Annotated in this window: 15 protein-coding genes and 1 pseudogene; 2 read left to right on the forward strand and 14 right to left on the reverse strand. The window is 35.0% G+C overall.

What is annotated here, in order from left to right; translation table 11 throughout:
- The first annotated feature begins 398 nt into the window (after positions 1–398).
- Positions 399–1,358, forward strand: coding sequence for a magnesium/cobalt transporter CorA (corA, locus tag BG04_RS02935; RefSeq protein WP_034649974.1), 960 nt, complete (start codon positions 399–401; stop codon positions 1,356–1,358).
- A gap of 128 nt (positions 1,359–1,486) precedes the next feature.
- Here the strand turns inward: corA and BG04_RS02940 are convergent, their stop codons facing one another.
- The 13 genes and pseudogenes from BG04_RS02940 to BG04_RS03000 form a co-directional block, all read right to left on the reverse strand.
- Positions 1,487–2,842, reverse strand: coding sequence for a TrkH family potassium uptake protein (locus tag BG04_RS02940; RefSeq protein WP_034649972.1), 1,356 nt, complete (start codon positions 2,840–2,842; stop codon positions 1,487–1,489).
- 829 nt (positions 2,843–3,671) lie between these two features.
- The gene (gene aroQ, locus BG04_RS02945) at positions 3,672–4,145 is read right to left on the reverse strand and encodes a type II 3-dehydroquinate dehydratase (protein WP_016766257.1); all 474 of its coding nucleotides are present in this window, start codon (positions 4,143–4,145) and stop codon (positions 3,672–3,674) included.
- A gap of 29 nt (positions 4,146–4,174) precedes the next feature.
- Positions 4,175–4,567, reverse strand: coding sequence for a VOC family protein (locus tag BG04_RS02950; protein WP_016766258.1), 393 nt, complete (start codon positions 4,565–4,567; stop codon positions 4,175–4,177).
- Between the two features lie 20 nt (positions 4,568–4,587).
- Complete coding sequence (locus BG04_RS02955; RefSeq protein WP_034649970.1) at positions 4,588–5,526, reverse strand: ketopantoate reductase family protein; 939 nt, start codon at positions 5,524–5,526, stop codon at positions 4,588–4,590.
- 22 nt (positions 5,527–5,548) lie between these two features.
- Positions 5,549–5,977: a MaoC family dehydratase gene (locus BG04_RS02960; protein ID WP_080743148.1), complete on the reverse strand. Its 429-nt coding sequence runs from the start codon at positions 5,975–5,977 to the stop codon at positions 5,549–5,551.
- Positions 5,978–6,021: 44 nt separating this feature from the next.
- On the reverse strand, positions 6,022–7,584 hold the full coding sequence (locus tag BG04_RS02965) for an acyl CoA:acetate/3-ketoacid CoA transferase (protein WP_230586521.1): 1,563 nt from the start codon (positions 7,582–7,584) through the stop codon (positions 6,022–6,024).
- 35 nt (positions 7,585–7,619) lie between these two features.
- Positions 7,620–8,514: pseudogene (aroE, locus tag BG04_RS02970) on the reverse strand (shikimate dehydrogenase).
- 311 nt (positions 8,515–8,825) lie between these two features.
- Positions 8,826–9,716 (reverse strand): LysR family transcriptional regulator, encoded by an 891-nt coding sequence (locus BG04_RS02975; protein ID WP_016766261.1) that lies wholly within the window; start codon positions 9,714–9,716, stop codon positions 8,826–8,828.
- A 770-nt stretch (positions 9,717–10,486) separates the two neighbouring features.
- A complete protein-coding gene (locus tag BG04_RS02980) occupies positions 10,487–12,103 on the reverse strand; it encodes an FAD-dependent monooxygenase (protein WP_034649963.1) in 1,617 nt (538 codons plus the stop codon).
- A gap of 601 nt (positions 12,104–12,704) precedes the next feature.
- Entirely contained in the window at positions 12,705–13,136 is a 432-nt protein-coding gene (locus BG04_RS02985; RefSeq protein ID WP_034649961.1) for a VOC family protein, read from the reverse strand.
- Positions 13,137–13,360: 224 nt separating this feature from the next.
- The gene (locus BG04_RS02990; protein ID WP_016766264.1) at positions 13,361–13,729 is read right to left on the reverse strand and encodes a hypothetical protein; all 369 of its coding nucleotides are present in this window, start codon (positions 13,727–13,729) and stop codon (positions 13,361–13,363) included.
- 488 nt (positions 13,730–14,217) lie between these two features.
- Complete coding sequence (locus BG04_RS02995; RefSeq protein WP_230586602.1) at positions 14,218–15,399, reverse strand: MFS transporter; 1,182 nt, start codon at positions 15,397–15,399, stop codon at positions 14,218–14,220.
- Positions 15,400–15,765: 366 nt separating this feature from the next.
- Positions 15,766–16,044, reverse strand: coding sequence for an ArsR/SmtB family transcription factor (locus BG04_RS03000; protein ID WP_034649957.1), 279 nt, complete (start codon positions 16,042–16,044; stop codon positions 15,766–15,768).
- A 307-nt stretch (positions 16,045–16,351) separates the two neighbouring features.
- On the opposite strand from BG04_RS03000, the gene BG04_RS03005 reads away from it, so the two are divergent.
- A complete protein-coding gene (locus BG04_RS03005) occupies positions 16,352–17,230 on the forward strand; it encodes a LysR family transcriptional regulator (RefSeq protein WP_034649955.1) in 879 nt (292 codons plus the stop codon).
- Between the two features lie 174 nt (positions 17,231–17,404).
- Here BG04_RS03005 and BG04_RS03010 read toward each other — a convergent pair whose 3' ends face one another.
- Positions 17,405–17,824: a MarR family winged helix-turn-helix transcriptional regulator gene (locus tag BG04_RS03010; RefSeq protein ID WP_034649952.1), complete on the reverse strand. Its 420-nt coding sequence runs from the start codon at positions 17,822–17,824 to the stop codon at positions 17,405–17,407.
- Between the last annotated feature and the right edge of the window lie 154 nt (positions 17,825–17,978).

Raw genomic sequence — 17,978 nt, forward strand, 5'->3', positions numbered from 1 at the left:
TAAAGAAAACAATAAAAAACGAATCTTTTCTTTTTTATACAATTCGATATTATACAGCTAAATTGATTTTAGTACTTTTTGTACCGGATTAAAATGTGAAGAGAGCCTTATTTAGTATTCTCTCACTTAAACGTGAGAAATAAGGAGAATTACTATGTCATTGACTATTACAGATAATTTCTTTCACTTCTTAATACTGGATATCATCCTCAGTTTCCTCCTCCTTTGTTTTATTATTTTTATAGATAAATATTTTAGGAAAAGTAAAGATACAAGTGAAGAAAAGAGAAGAAAATATCAGAAAGATTTTATTGCCTTGTTAGCAGTGGGATTAATCGTTTATTTTATGTAACATACTATACAATAGAGAAATATTAATCACATGAAGGAGCAGGATCATGATTCGAACAATCGCTATTACACAAGACTTACACGTCAAAGAAGATGTCCCCCTTGATCACTTATCTGATCCTTCAATTAAGTGGTTCTGGGTAGATCTTGCCTCTCCATCTGAAGAGGAAGCAAAAGTGTTAGAGACGTTTTTCCACTTTCACCCTTTAGCTATCGAAGATTGTCTTCATTTATTACAACGTCCTAAACTTGATTATTATGAGGGTTACAGCTTTTTAGTTCTTCATTATTTAAATAGCAACACGTTAGATGTTGAAGAAGTAGACTTATTTATTGGGGAAAATTATCTAGTGACCTTTCACTTTAAACCGGTACTCAGTATTGAAACAGTCCGACAACGCCTTTTACAGCATCCTAGTGGATTTAATAAAGGAGTGTCCTATATTGCTTATGCGGTTCTAGACCAATTAGTGGATGATTACTTCCCAATCGTATATGAAATTGAGGATAAATTAAATGAAATTGAAAGCAGAGATGCCAAAAAATCAATTGCTTTACTAATGAATGATGTTTTTGATATCCGAAGTGATTTATTAAAGCTCAGAAAAACCATTCTTCCTATGCGTGATCTGCTATATCGAATTATTAATTCTGAACGTTTATATATACCTGCGGAGCAGAAAGCCTATTTCAATGACATCTATGACCACTTGATAAAATTAACAAGCATGGTGGAAGCCAATCGAGATATGACATCTGATATGAGAGATAATTACCTTTCACTTAACGCCAATCGGATGAACTCCATTATGATGACATTAACGATTATTTCCTCTATTTTCATCCCCCTTACATTTGTCGTAGGGTTATATGGGATGAACTTTGATCATATGCCAGAACTTCACTGGCACTACGGGTATTATATTGTTTTAGGAATTATGGCTTTAATGACAATTGGCATGATTCTCTGGTTTAAACAAAAAGGCTGGTTTAATGTAAATAAATAACCTCAACAATATGCTGACGTATCTTCCAAAAATGCTTAGTTAAAAGCAGCCCTAAAGAATGGGGCTGCTTTTTAAGATTTCCAATAATTACGAATATATTGACCAAAGCATATATTTAAAATAGATTTTTAACCAATAAGAATCTTTTCTTCTGCATACCGAATTTTAGCTTGCTTATTTGAGCGAATTGCAAGTACGAACCCAATAGTAAGAGGACCTACTCTACCAATAAACATCATAACCGTAATGAGAATTCGGCCGATAGGACTTAAGTCGCCTGTAAAGTTAGCACTTAATCCAACTGTTCCAGAAGCAGAAAACGTTTCAAACAAAAGAGTAGCCATATCTACACCTTTTTCTGTAATTGTAAGTAGAAAGAAAATAATAGAAACAAAAATAATTCCAGAAGTAGTAATAGAAAAAGCTCTATAAACAAGTGATTTAGGAATTCGGCGTCGAAAAACATTAATCTCTTCTTTATTTGTCAATACTGACCATAAAGCAAACAATATTAAGACAAACGTCGTTATTTTGATTCCACCACCTGTCGAACCTGGCGCTGCTCCAATAAACATGAGCCCCATCATATACACTTTTGAAGGTAATGTGAGCGCCCCAATATCCACGGTATTAAAACCAGCAGTACGAGGAACTACTCCCTGAAAGTATGCTGCCCACCATTTATCGCCCATGCTCAATTCACCTAAAGTATGAGGATTATGATATTCTAAAGCAAAAATAATCAGTGTGCTTACGACATTTAAGAGGATAGTTGAAACTAATACAATTTTAGTGTGAAGAGAAAACTTCCTTATGTTTCGTTTTCGAAAAATATCTGCAATGACAAAAAATCCAGTCCCTCCTATTATGAAAAGTGACGTAATCATAATATTTACGGTTGGATCTCCTACCCATTTACTTAAATTATCTGGTTCCAAACCAAATCCTGCATTGTTAAAAGCAGAGACAGAATGGAATATGCCATAATAGATTGCTCTTCCCCAGCTCATTTCTTGCGACCAACGAATAGCTAGGATAAGGGCTCCAATCCCTTCCACAGCCAATGTAATTAGCACAACACGTTGGACTAATGCAATAACGCCTTGTAGCGAAAAAGCATTTAGAGATTCCTTAAGTATTAGCCTTTGTTGTAATCCGATTTTTTTACCTAGCACAATAAACATGAGTATACCAATAGTCATGAATCCCCAGCCACCAACTTGGATGAGCACAAGCAAAATGAGCTGTCCAAATAAAGTAAATGTAGTCCCCGTATCTACAACAGCTAGTCCGGTTACACATACAGCAGAAGTGGCTTCAAAGAGAGCATCAATAAAGCTTAAATGATGTCTATCACTCGTGGCAGCAGGAATCATTAATAAGCAGGTGCCGAGTAATATTAATCCTAAAAACCCAACGAACAAAATACTTGCAGGTTCCAGATGCTTCACTTTATGTTTTTTACGTGGCTTAGAAATTATCATATTACATTTCCCTTCAAAATGTTTTGAGTAAAGATTTATTATATATCATACCCATTTATTTCAAAAGATGGTCATTGTTTTTATTGCCTTCAGTGTTTACGGTAAAATCCATTGTGTAAACTAATTTTTGTATATGATATATGTTTGATTACACTCAATATTTAATTAAGAGAACATAAAAAAAAGAGCACATCCAAAAGGTTTGCTCTTTTTTATTGTTTAAATCTTACGCTGTTTGTACTCATTTCTTTTCTACTGTTTTTTGTTTCGTTATATAAGCAGCAGCTAAAAAAAGAAAGAACCACTCGTTCTTTGCCAAAGGCAAACAGAACGTTCCTTTTTTAACCTTGCATTTTATCTGTTTATGTACTATTTCATTTAGTATCTATATTGCTGTTAGTTTTCAAGGATTTGCACCTTAAGAAATATTTATATATAAAAAAAGAAACCCTTGTCTATATAGACAAGGGTTTTCAAAGTTTATTGGAATTGGGGAATACGTTATTAGTCTGGCCAGATTTGTAGATTCATATACATATATCTTCAAAAATAAATCTTGTATCCGACTATAATTTCATAAAATAACTTTAATATTTATCATAATCTGTTATGTAAATATTAAAGTATTTTATATATTATTAATGTTTTATCATTTACTTGTAATAGATGATATAGCAGCATGGATTTGGAAAGCATAAAAGTAAATATGGCTCTGGTGTGAAAAATTCAAAGTGCTTGAAAGTAAATTGAATTTTTTACACCAGAACCAGATAGATGATTAACTTCTTCATACTATTTGAAATTAGACTTGCCCATTTCTTGTTTGCTTCTAAATAGAAGTATTAAGTTCTCCTTTTCTATTTTTTTCATTCATTAAGGTTTTTGCAGCTCTTAACGCTAAAAGATAGCTGTCAAAGCCAAAACCGCAAATTTGTCCCTGCGCAATTTCCGCAAATACAGAATGATGTCTAAATTCATCTCGGGCATGAATATTAGACATATGAATCTCAATAAACGGGACTTCAAGAATGTCCAAAGCGTCTCTTAATCCATAACTATAGTGGGTCCATGCACCAGCATTAATGATCACTGCATTCACTTTATCAAAATACCCTTGATGAATTCGATCAATCATTTCACCTTCTGAATTTGTTTGAAAAACCTCTAATTCAAGTCTCAGCTCTTTAGCTAGTTGAAACATACTCTCATTAATTTCATCAAGAGTAATAGATCCATAGATTTTAGGATTTCTTTTTCCAAACATATTATGGTTTATCCCATGCAACATCAGTACTTTCCCCATCATAATCACTCCAATGCTATTTAAAATAGTTAGTCTTCCATCCATGGATATACAGTTAATGCTTCTTCAACGGAACCTTCTTTTGCCTGGATCAGTTCCAGATTTAAACCATCCGGAAGGACCACCCAATTATGTCCTTTAGGTAATTCGGTAACATTCCATTTATAAACTTCTTCCATAGCAGCCTCTAAATCTTCCACCATGATTCCTAAATGCGCCAGTCTTCCTTCGACACCTGAGAAGTTAGGATCTGCGATCAGTTGAACTCCACCAATAGTCCATATTTGTCTAGGGTTATCTTTTCCCCCATCCATTTTACGAATCGACATATTTAATGCCTCTTTAAAAAAACGAATGTGCCAATCAATATCCTTTACACGAATAGCTGAATGTTCAAGATATGCTTTTTTCTGATAGGGCAAATTTCAGTCATCCTTCCTTATCAAGAATTTATGTATTTTTCCACCCAAGTTTCAATCCCTTTTACGTTCGCAACCAACGCTTTATTAACTGGTGTTGCGACATTACTTTTCTCTCCCCATCGGACAATTGCTCCATTGATATAATCGATTTCTGTTTTTTGGCCTTTTTCAAGACTTTGCAGCATGGATGTTTTAAATTCATATGGTAATCCTGCTGCTGCTTTCAACCAAATATCTTCGGGGTCCTCCGTTGATAAAATAATGCCGTTTGCTTTAGCAACATTTATACCCTCTAAAATAGCTTCAAAAGCACAATCTCTAATTTCAGGAATTTGGTATAAATCTCCATATGGTAATTTCGTAATACCACATAAAGCCCCCGTTGCCACATTAATTAAAAGTTTGTCCCAAATCATTCCTGTGGTATTACTACTAACCTCTGTTAATAACCCACATTTTGTCAATATATCTGCGACTCTCTGAATCCTTTTTGTTTTTTCGCCATTCATCTCACCAATAAAAGTAATCTTTCCCTTTGTTCCGGCAATCACATGTCCTGGTCCAAGTAATACGCCGCCAACATAAGTTTTTCCACCGATAACACGATCGTTGCCGATAACCTCGGCAATAGTTTCCTCATTTCCAAGACCATTTTGCAATGACATGACCAATGTATCTTCCCCAATAATGGATGAAGCATTTTCAATCGCATTTCTTGTATGAAAAGACTTCACCAATACTATTACAAGATCCACTGCTCCAATTCCCTCACAGTTTGTTTGGGCATTTACCCTAACAGCCCTATCATTCGTTCCATCCCTAAGAATCAACCCCTTTGTATTGATTGCATTCACATGATCAGCCCGTTGATTTATTAAATAAACATCTTGCCCTCCCTCCGCCAGAGTGCCACCAATGGAACTTCCTAGAGCACCTGCGCCAAGTACACAGATTTTCATTTATCTCACTCCTTTGCATTGTTTAATTTTCAAAAAACTTTAATGTATGCTGTGCCACCACGCACAATTCTTTATTTTGATTGTAAATTTCAACCTTGGCATATGACTTCAATGATTCTTGATCAACTTCAGTAATCGTATAAACAGCTGTAACTGTATCGCCAAAATATACTGGTCTTGTAAAACGTAAACGATCGTAGCCATAGGACACACTTGGCATTTCTGATCTCGCTTGGGTTTGAATTAATGTTGATGCCGTACTTCCAAGTGCAAAAGTTAATACCCCATGTACAATCCGTGTTTTATATGGCGTTGTTTTCATAAATTCTTCATTCATATGCATTTGACTAAAATCCCCGGTAATCCCAGCAAACAAATAAACATCTGATTCACTAATTGTCTTGGTATAAGAAACCGTATCTCCTACTTCAAAAGGAACTTTCTTACTCATAATCTTCCTCCTAGCAATCATTTAATATAGTATGAACAAATCTCTTATACTTCCATTTGCTCCCAATCCTTTTTAATTCCCATATCCTCTGCAAAAAATAATCTGCTATGCATTTCTTTTAAATCAGCAGAAATTTGAGGTCTAAATGACATTTTCTCAATGATTTGAGTTTCTATATCAATTCCAGGTGCGACTTCACATAATTCCAGTCCGTCTGTTGTTAAGCGGAAAACGGCTCTTTCCGTGATATAGAGAACTTCTTGCCCTCTTTTTAATGCATCCCTTCCATTAAAAGTAAGCTCTTCAAGTTGAGGAAGAAGTTTCTTAAATCGGCCTTCTTGTTCAATTTGCAGCTTACCTTTTTCAATCTTCGTTTTAAGGCCGCCGGCTGTCAGTGTTCCACAAAAAACAATCTTTTTTGTATTTTGACAAATATCTATAAACCCGCCTGTTCCCATGATTTTCCCATTAAATTTATGCACATTGACATTTCCTGCTTGGTCCAGTTCTGCAAAGCTTAAGAAGCAGACGTCAAGACCACCGCCATCATAAAAGTCAAACTGTGAAGGCATATCTAACAATGCATGGGTATTGATGCTTGCTCCAAAGAAAATGCCTTGTGCTGTGACACCGCCGATTGGTCCAGTTTCCACCGTTAAGGTAAATTGTTCATCAACACCTTCTTCACGAGCTACACTTCCAATTCCATCGGCAATTCCAACACCAACGTTTCCCACATTTCCTGGTTTAACTTCAAACAATGCACGCCGAGCGATCATTTTTCGATGATTAAGCGGAAGCCGGGTAACTTCACTTGTTTCCGCGATATAATCTCCTGACATAAAACGATTAACTCCACCCGTGTACAGCTGTGATTGTTCTTCATCAACAACGACAATATCGATGTTGTAGCCTGGAATTTTTATCGATTTTGGATGAAGAGTATTTGACTTTACTACCCTTTTTACTTGTGCAATAACAAGCCCTCCATTGTTATGGACAGCCTGGGCCATCGCTAAAGTATCCAGATACGCAATTTCATCTTCCATACTGATATATCCTTCACGATCTGCAGTTGTTCCGCGGATAATGGCAACATCAGGTCGAATCGCTGGATAGAACAGCCACTCTTCACCATTAATTTCCATTAATTTAATAAGATCTTCTTTGGTACAATCATTTAGTTTTCCACCCTTTTGCCGTGGGTCAATAAATGAACCTAAGCCAACATGGGTTAATATTCCAGGATGTCCAGCTGCAGCGGCTCTAAATAATTGACAAAGTACGCCTTGCGGGAAATTATATGCTTCGATTTCATTATTTTCAGCCATTTCACAGAGTCTAGGGGATTGTCCCCAATGTCCTCCAACTATTTTTCGTACTAGTCCCTTTTTAGCAAGTGGTGACATTCCTCTGTCCGCCCGGTCGCCTAATCCTGTTGTATGGATAAACGTTAAATCTTTTGGCAAGTGTGTTTCTTCATATCTTTTTGACAATGCTTCTATAAGCTTAGTAGGCTCTAATAGACCCCCACCAGCTCCACAGATAGCAACTATTGCTTCATTTGGGATATACTTTACAGCCTCTTCAGCACTAAGTACTGACACTAAATTCCCCTTTTTCTTTGGCTTTTCCAAGATAGTCACTTCCTTTCTGTTTTTTGAGACATTTGTTCCTTTACATAATAAACGGGCATTTCTTCACATGTCCAAAGTTCGAATGCTTTAGCTCCCTGCCATAGCATCATGCCCAATCCATTGATTGCTTTACAGCCAACAGATTCAGCCATTTCAAACAATTTCGTTTTTCGGGGATTATATATAACGTCTGAAACGATTAACTCTGGACGAAGCCATGATGAGTCTGGGATTATACTCTGTCCTTCAAGAGGATTCATCCCACCCCTGGTTGCATTTGTTAAAATATCACTGCTTCCAATAGACGATCTAAGAAGTTCTGTATCTTCGATATGATGAACCGTTGCCTTACAATTACCATCGATTTCATTGTTAATAATGTCCGCATTTTTTAAAGCCCGTAGATATGATTCATCCTCCCGGTTGAAAATGTAAATTTCAGATGCACCGTCAATAGCACATTGAATCGCTACAGCGGAGCCAGCACCTCCCGCGCCCATAAGTGGCATTTTCTTTCCTTGAATGTCTACACCACTTTCCTTTAATCCACGTACGTACCCTATACCATCTGTGTTATAGCCAATTAATTTTCCATTTTCATTCACGACGGTGTTTACCGCACCAACAAATCTTGCAGCTGGTGTTACCTCATCTAAGTAAGGTAAAATTTTCATTTTGTTAGGCATAGACACATTAAAACTACGCATGTTTAGTGCACGGAATCCTGCCAATACATCTTCTATTTGTTGATTCGCCACTTCAAAAGCCATATAAAGATAGTTAAGACCTAGTTTACAAAATGACGTATTATGGCATCACCGGTGATAAAGAGTGTCCAATCGGGGTTGCAATTAATCCTATTAATTGAGTTCTTCCATCAATTCGTCCTTGATCTGCCATAAAAAAACTTCCTTATATTATCCTTATTTTTAATACCTAATTTAGATTAATCTAACTTCTTCATAACCAATACCTATGAAAACGATTACAAATTGATCATTTAAAAAACTTAATTAAATATGAACTTACTGCCTTTTGAAATCATTTTATTATACGTTGCAATCAATAATCCAATTGGTAATTATTATTCACTTATAGGTTTTGTCTATAATTTATCAAAACAAAGTGTATTTATTACTAATGAAACAGAGAGAGCTAATTATAACAGTTTATCTTTGTCATAATTAGCTCTCTTTTAATTACTATTTCAATCAAATTTGCTGATTATTATTTTCTATGATAAAGTCTCGAAACTGTTGAACAATTGGAGGCAAATATCTGTTTTTTCTAACTGCCATGTAAATAGACTGCTGATAAATAGGCTCTTTAGTAGGAAGGATTTTTATATCAAAATAGTTCAATGTGGAAACAAGCGGAAGAATCCCAATACCTTGATTTGCTTCGACTAAACCTATCAATGCATTATCTTCTGCTACCTCACAAGAAATTTCAGGGACAATCCCTGCTCCTGCAAACAATTTATCTAAAATCGGTCGCAGGCCACTGTTTTTATTAAAGCAGACAAGCTTGTAACCTGCGATATCTTTTAATTCAACAAATTCGCGTTCTGTCAGTGGATGATTCTTATTAGTGATTAACACGATCTCTTGTTTGGCAAGCGGTAGCAATTCAATATCTGGTTCATTTTCAATGTTAGTGCAAAACGCAATATCATAATTTTCTTCCTTGAGACCTTTAATGACCATTTGTGTTGTCCCCTGATAACAGGAAAAAGCAATTTCCGCATTAGAGTTTTCATTTACAAACTGTTGAATCAATGACGGTACAAAATTGGTTCCCAATGAATAAATAAAAGCAAGGTCGATTACACCAGAGGTTGTACTTATCAATTTTTGAAGGTTTCTCTCCCCCTTTTCAATTTCAGTTAGTCCTTTCTCAACATACGGTAAAAACGATTGTCCAAATTTGTTTAACTTTACATTACGCCCTTTTCTTTCAAAAAGCTTAACACCTAACTCTTTTTCAAGTTCTGAAATAGCTTGGCTAAGACTGGGCTGTGTAATAAATAGCTGCGAAGCTGTCCTTGTAAAATGTTCCGTTTTAGCTAATAATCGAAAATATTGTAATTGTTTAAGATTCAAACGTGCCAATCCCTTTCAAAAGGATTAATCTCACAAAAATATGTTATTAATCACTTTTTATTTTTTTTCTTCTCTTTTTATTATTTTACTATGATGTTTCAAATACAATAAATTTTCACTAGATTGATCTAAAGTGGTTCTTTATTAACATAAAAATCAAATCTCAATATGTAATTAAGTAGATTTGATGCTATCTGTAAGAACAAAAAAAACACAAACCACTATATATGGTTTGTGTTTTTGGAGCTAAGAAATAGCATTAAAAGAAAGATTGTCTAATAACATAGTAACAATTTAACGCTTTAAAGAATTATTGTATTCATAAAAATTGTACAGAAAATATATAAGCATTTAATGTTAACACATTTTAAATAATGTAATCTTTATTAAAGACACAAGATGAAAGTTTTTTATTTTCAATTTTATTTATCTTATTAAAAACACATTAACGTTACATACTTGTATTTTTTCTATTATTCCTTTTTTCTTTTTCATGCCTAAAAGAAAAAAAGGAAAGTTAGGATATATTTTTTGCTTAGTTTGACAACTATCTTATTTTTAATATTATTTTCCCTTTCGCCCTTCCTGACTCCGCATTTAATTAAGATAAATGCTAGTTAACATAGTCACCATCTTAGGAACTAGACAAAAAATAACCCTTGTGACAAGGGTTATTTTTTATCTCAACAATTTTTGTTTAGTTTAAATATTTAATTATCATTACTTAATCTTTAACTAATTTTAAATCAGGAGCATGCTTATTAGTTTATCTACCGTAGTATGCTAGCCATGACCTGCTTAAGAAGCAGATGAGGATTTGATGCCCCCTCTTTTGTACGCCATGCTACAAAACCGTCTGGTCTTATCAATACAGCTCCTTGAGAGGTAACATCGTACAATGCTTCCCAGCTATCCTCATACTCAACACAATCTCCTTGTGAACCGATTCCATAAACGTTAATAGGGACACCTAAGTGAGAAGATACATTTCGGGCAGCAGTGCGCCACGGGCTATTATCTTTTCCCGTAAATAAGACGAAATTTTCTCCTATTAAATCCAAGGTAGATATACGCTTACCTTGATACCTCAACCACATATGTGGAGCACGTGTACCTGGTTTTCCGTTTAGCTCTAATTGGTCCATTCTATGTGTTGTATCGGAGTTTTCCTCAATAATGGCTGTTGAGTTATATTTATACCCTACAGTAACTGCAAGATGATCCATATTATTGAGGGTGCTTACACCTTTCTTAATAACACTGAATAACAAATTACTTGCATATTCCGTTGTTACTTCTGCAGCATAGTGTCTTTCATCATGATAAGTTTGGAGCAATCGTGAATGGGCTTGTTTGTGTATCACTGCAGCTAACTTCCAAGCTAAATTATGAGCATCTTGAATACCTGTATTCGAACCAAATCCTCCCGCAGGTGGCATAAGATGCGCTGCGTCTCCAATTAGAAAGACTCGATTATCTTGAAAACGAGTAGCTGTCTGTTCTGCAGCTGCCCAAGGTAAAATACTGAAGATGACAATATCAAGATTTGAAACTCCTATAGCTTTTTTTAAAATCTCACAGCATCGCTCTTCAGAAAAATCTTCTGGACTTTCGCCATTTGTGGGATTATAGGCCACGTGGTAAATCCATTCATCTCGATTGTTAACGGTGATGAGCGCACCAAATACCTCTGGATTTAGGATTTGAATCCAGCCAAACTGGCTAGGCTTTAGAAAGCGACTTAGATCAGCCTGAAAATAGATATTAATATAATGTCCTCCGATGACTCCTCTTCCTGTAGTTGGAATTTTTGTATGTTGACGAATTGTGCTTTTAGCGCCGTCTGCCGCAACTAAATAATCACTTCGAATCTTTTCTTTTGTTCCTGTCTCTCGGTTTATTATAGTGGCTGTTACTCCTAAATCACCTTGTTGATAATCTATAAGTTCAGTATTATAGCGTATATGCCCTTTTCCCTCTTTAGCAGCTTGAAGAAGGATAGGCTCTAGTTCAATTTGATAACAAGATGCTGGCTTTGAAGGGCTCACCTTTTCAAAATTTTCTATTCTCTCTTTCTCAAGAGCCTTTTGGGAGTTCTCCGCAGTTTCTAATTTCTCAGGATCTATGCTTTTGATTGTCTCTACCGCAATCCTTCCGCGAATATTATCTAATGGTTCACTAGCAGTCCGAATAGCTGCCTCTAATCCAAGTTGTCGAAATATTTCCATCGTACGAAATGTAATCCCTCCGGCTTTTGGATGGATAGCTGTACCAGTGTGTTTTTCAATGAGTAAATAATCAACGTTATGACGTGCCAAAAAGAGAGCAGAGGTGAGTCCACTAAGACCTCCCCCTACTATTAAAACAGGAACATGTTTGTGTATCATAGAAATTTTCCTTTCAATTTTAAATGTACCCATGGGCCTTACTGAATTCAGTAATCAAACTATAATATAAAAATAAATGAAATTGTAGACTGTTTTTAGGTTATGTTTTATAATGATAATAGAGTACGCCCCCAAATTAGGGGCGTTTTTTCTATAACTTTTAAAAGAATACTCATTAATGTTAACGGAAACAACAGACACTTCCTGACTTTATACATATTCCATTCCATATTATCTTACTGTCTGTGTCCTTATATTTTATACATGTTAAGTTCTCATAATGGATTTTATCGGTATGAAATAGAAAAGAAACCGTTTAATTTTAATAAAAAGAAACCGTTTTCTTTTTTTGCTTTCTCAAAATGATTTAATAGGTTATAATAAATACCTACAAAAATATTAAATGATATGTAAGTAACAAGCAATTACACCCTTAATATTTAAAGAAGAAAAACCCACCATTCAAATTAGGTGGGTTTTTCTTCTTTAAATATATGTGATGCACATCCTTAGTTAACATAAAACACATTCCGGAACCCAACCAAGAAAAGCTCGCAGGAGAAGAACTCTTGAAATAATAAGAATAACGGCTTTTCATTAATTACTCATTATCAGCCGATTGTGTGGAAATTTGCCAAGTAACACCGAATTTATCTGTTACTTGTCCATATGATGGGCTCCAAAAAGTTTCTTGAAGTGGCATTCCTACTTGACCACCTTCTTTCAGCTTTTCGAACACTTCTTTTGATTTTTCTACACTGTCTATAGTGATAGCTACCGTTACTTGTGATCCAATTTGGTATGGTTGACCCGGGAATGTATCAGAAAGCATCAAATCATTATCACCAACTTTTAAGTGCGCATTCATTACACGGTCTATTGCTTCTATAGGAGTAGGGAATTCTGGATTTCCGGGCATTTCTCCGAACGTTTGAACTCCAATAACTTTTGCATCCAATGCTTTTTCGTAAAATTTAACAGCTTCTTGTCCATTACCGTTCATAACTAAATAAGGATAAATTCCTAAAACCATTAAAAACACCTCTTTTAAAATTTTAGTTAGACTTTACTAAATCAAAGTTAGATGAAAAAAGAACTCACGTTTGATTTAGTCATAACTCTCACTACGTATCTATACAACAAATTCATTGGGTTATCCTGCAGCGTTAGTTTATTAAGAAAAAAAGATACACGTACATCTGCAAACGTAGAATTCTATGTACACCATATACAAACCTAGTTACCATAAAACCATTTCTAGGAATCTAAAACCTCTTTTAGTACAACTTTAAATTTTGGTCTAAATACTAAATCCATAATCGTTATAAAACGGTCAATTCCTTGATCTATAAATAATCGAATTGCTTTGCTTTCTTTATTATCATTCATGATCTCAATCTTTGTAACCGATTCGAGACTGTAGTAAAAGATCTCATCACCTTCTAAATCCTTTACTGAAAGCGAGAAAGAATTATAAAATGGTGAGATTTTCACTTCAAACCTGTTCATTTCGCTCGTAAAGATAAAAGTGGATTCATCGTACAAAAAGCTCTCATTTTGGTCTTTTTTAAGTGGAATACATTCAAATAATGAAATAAAGTCTAATTCTTCGGGACAATCTCGCATTTGTTTCCTCCTTGGTCGTAACTATCTATTTAAATAGCTCCTTTTGCACAGTATTAAAAAACAAAAATCCCTCAATTATTTTCCCATATACTTTAATACTCTTCAATTACCTTATGTATATTCCATACAAAGTTATTTAATATAATCACAGTGATTGGTAGCATTTCTAAAATTAATGTTTAAAATGGATGGTTTATGAAGGAATAAAACAGCCTACGTATAGTAAGCTAATCATCATTACATACTTATTTTACCTTACCTATTATAAGTAAGGCCAATGCATAACAAAGACAGGATTTATTCAGTTTGTTGATTCTCTAGGGGAACTATTTGTCTTCATTGATGATGTATTTGAGTTAAAGAACAAAATGAGGTTAAGCGATTTAATCGATGTTCGCTTTGTATAGTGATCCAAAACAAAAAATAGCCAACGTAAAAAGCCACTTGTATAAAACAAGTGGCCTTTTGCTACGTTAGATATAAGACTTTTATTTTTCTATACAAAGATTGCTCTGAGCTTGTTTAGTCTGTTTTCGTTTAGATAGAACGTTGTCGGCAACAATTACTACGACAGAAACGGCAAGAGCAAAAGCCCCAATCCAAGGAATATAATTCAACAAGCCATTTTTGACAGCAATACCGCCGATACCAGCTCCAGCTGCCATTCCCAGTTGTCCAGCAGCACTGTGTAAACTAAGCACAATACTTGCTGCAGCAGGAGCAAGGCTTATAAGCTGAAATTGTATTGGCGCGCCGGAAGACCAAGCTGAAAGCGCCCAGAAAATAAGCAATACATAGAAAAGAAAAGCAAATTGACCGATAAACGGGAATAGCAATAGTGCAATAGCATGGAGTAATATTCCTCCAGTTAATGTACGAAATGATCCCCACTTATCTGTACTAAAACCCCCTAATTTGGATCCAATAGCGCTAGCAATACCAAATATAAAGAGAGCTGTAGTTACCCCTTGATTGCTCATTCCAAATGTATTTAAGAAATACGGTGAAATGTACGTAAATACAATGGAATATGAACCTAACCATAGAAACGTGATGAGCAAGTATGCTGAGATACGTGGTTTCATAAGAAATTTAAACTGCTCACGCAAAGGTACAGGTTCTTCAGCAACTGTTTTTGGTATAGTAAACGACGTTAAGGCGGTGAAAAGTAATCCTACTACACCAAGTCCAATGAATATTACATTCCAATCATAATGCGAAGCCACAACTCTCCCTATAGGTACACCTACAACCAAAGCAGTACTTTGCCCCGTAACAACTGTAGCGATCGCACCTCCCTGCTTTCCTGGAGCTGCTAAAACTGCAGCAAGGGTTAGAAGCGTAACTTGAATAACGCCGGCACTAAGGGCAGAGATGATTCTAGCTGCCATTAGCATTTCATAACCTGTTATAATCGCAATAAGAATATTGATGACAGAGAAAACGGTTAAAGCATAGACAAGAAGTTTTTTTCGTTCCAGTCGAGCAGTCATAGCAATTAGAAAAGGTGTCCCTGCTCCAAAAGCTATTGAAAACACAGTAATTAGCTGTCCTGCAGATGAAACTGAAATGTTATTGGCCTCAGCAATTCTGTCTAAGATTCCGGCAATAACATATTCTGATGTACCATTAAGAAAACTAATGGCAGCTAACAAATAAATTTTCCACATATTTGACAAAATAAATCACACCTTTTGTTTTTGTATTTCGGTATTTCTGGAAATGCAGATTTAAGTTCGTAAATTAACCGAACGTTTGAAAAATTAACTGTAAAGAGCTGATTTTTACACATAGACAAAGTGACCTTTACAGTTTCTTGAAAAATGTTTTATAAAGGTAACACACCATGAATTTAATGCGCTTATGATAACGATAGGTGATTTGCTTTAGCCTTTTTGTCTAAATTACTAGTAATGGATATACTCATAATTTAGATGAGGTTACCTATCAAGCAATTTAGCCATAATCCAGACAAGAAAGATCATATCTCTTATTTCTATATTTTCATAAGTATAGAAATATAGAAATAAGAGAAATTACTTCATCACATATGGAGCATACTTTCCAATCAACTCACGGTCTAGGCTGTAGTATATATATGTGCCTTCTTTATAAGTACTCAGAAGTCTGCAATCAGTTAATTGTTTTAAGTGATGGGATAAAGTTGATCCAGCAATTGATTCAAGCTTTATTCCAATATCCGAACAACATAAATTCGCTTCATTAGCAAGCAAACGAGCAATTTTTAATCGGGTCGGTTCACCGAGTGCTTTATATATTTTTATCGCCTGCTGTAACTTCGAATTATCCTCCATTGTTAGCACCCCTTTTTCTGAATGAATTAGATACATCACATGAGTACAAGCTAACATTATAGTGGCAAGTATACTATTGAAATCTCATTTTCCTGATGGATCATTATAAAGTATTGCTAAAGCCAAATGCACTTTAAGGATAAAATCCTCAAAACAGTACTATAAGCATAAATCAAAATAATTTATTGCAATCGCTAATCCTAATTATCTTCGGTTAATTTCTTGAAGTTCAATTCTCTTTCATGATACATTGGATTCTAATACAAATGAAATGCATATTAATTATATAGGAGATAACAAAATTGATATGAACAAATCACAAATTGAACTTATTGTCCGGATATCAGAAACAGGAAGTTTTACAAAAGCCGGTGAAGAACTACATATGACACAACCTGCGGTAAGTCGTGCTGTAGCAACAATTGAATCGCAACTAGGAACAAAGTTAATCAAGAGAGATAAAAAGAACGGATTATCTTTTACAGATGTAGGAGAGCGAATATTAATTACTTTTAGAACAATCCTGAGTGAATTACAAAAAGTAGATGAATTAATTGTGGCTGAACAGGGGTTAGAAATTGGGAAGGTACACATTGGCGCTTATCGAACTGCTTGTACTAGGTTTATTCCTAAGATCATACGTACAATGGAAAGTCAGTATCCTGGTATAGAAATCAAGCTTTCAGAAGGTAGTGTAGATCAAGTAAAAGAGTGGTTACGTTCCAAATGCATTGATGTAGGAATTATTATTCCTCCTGATAAAGATTTTGATACCGTACCTTTAATTAAAGATCAACTGATTGTACTTATGCACTCAAGCCATCCTTTATCTCAGAAAGAAACAATAAGTATTCCTGACCTGCAAGGTGAAGATATACTAATTGGAAAATGCGGTTATGAGGTACAGATTCATGCTTTATTCAACGAGTATAACTTGACTCCTAAAGTACGGTTTGAAATGGATTATATAGAGACAGGATTAAGTATGATACAAGAAGGGTTAGGAATTACCATTACAACGAAACAAAATATTTGGTGGTTGCCAGACCAAGTCGTTGTTCGTGAATTAAAACCAGATACGTATAGAGATATCAATATAGCAGTGCTAGATATGAAAGATACATCCAAAGCAACAGATGCCTTTATTCAGACAGCTCTCACTCTTTTTGCTCAAGAAGATGCTTAAATAGCACTTAAAGAAACATGTATTACTATTTAGTGCATATATGAAAGACAGCCGTTTGATTCAAAAAGTGGCTGTCTTTTTTATTTCTACTATTTTTAATCGTTGTTAATCAAACAAAAGGATGATGGAAGAATCCGTATAGGACCTAGAGAAAGGAATATTCAGTAACACCGCTTATTGTATGCCGTTATATACTTTGTTTAACAATGTCTTTAGTTGAGTATTTTCTTCATCACTTAATTGACGCGTGACGAAGAGGTGAGCGTCTTTAACTAAAGGTGAAAGAGTTTTCTTTAACTCTTCTCCCCTTTCTGTAAGAAATAGATAGTGTAAGCGACGATCTCGTTCACTGTACATTCTTTTTATGAGTCCTTTTTCCTCCATCGCATAAATCATTTCTACAATAGTTGTTTGTTTCTTATCAATTGCTTCTGCTAGTTCTGTTTGGGTTATCCCTTTGTGAGAGTCTAGAACACTAATGATGCTCCATCGTACTGGAGTCATGCCATAAGGTTTGAGTTTTTTCTTGAAATAATTCATTGCTCTTACATCTGTACGATGAATAAGATGGCTAGTTAAATCATGTAAATCCATAACGTCACCTCAGAAAGATAGAAAAATAGGTATTAAGCTAATAATCGAGTAATATAAGGCTTTATTAGTAGGCGATACCCACGCGTGATTCTATATAATCGCTACTATTTATCTGACCAAATGTATTCATGGGACCAAACCTCCTCTTGCACAC

The organism is Priestia megaterium NBRC 15308 = ATCC 14581, assembly GCF_000832985.1.
GTDB classification, from domain to species: domain Bacteria; phylum Bacillota; class Bacilli; order Bacillales; family Bacillaceae_H; genus Priestia; species Priestia megaterium.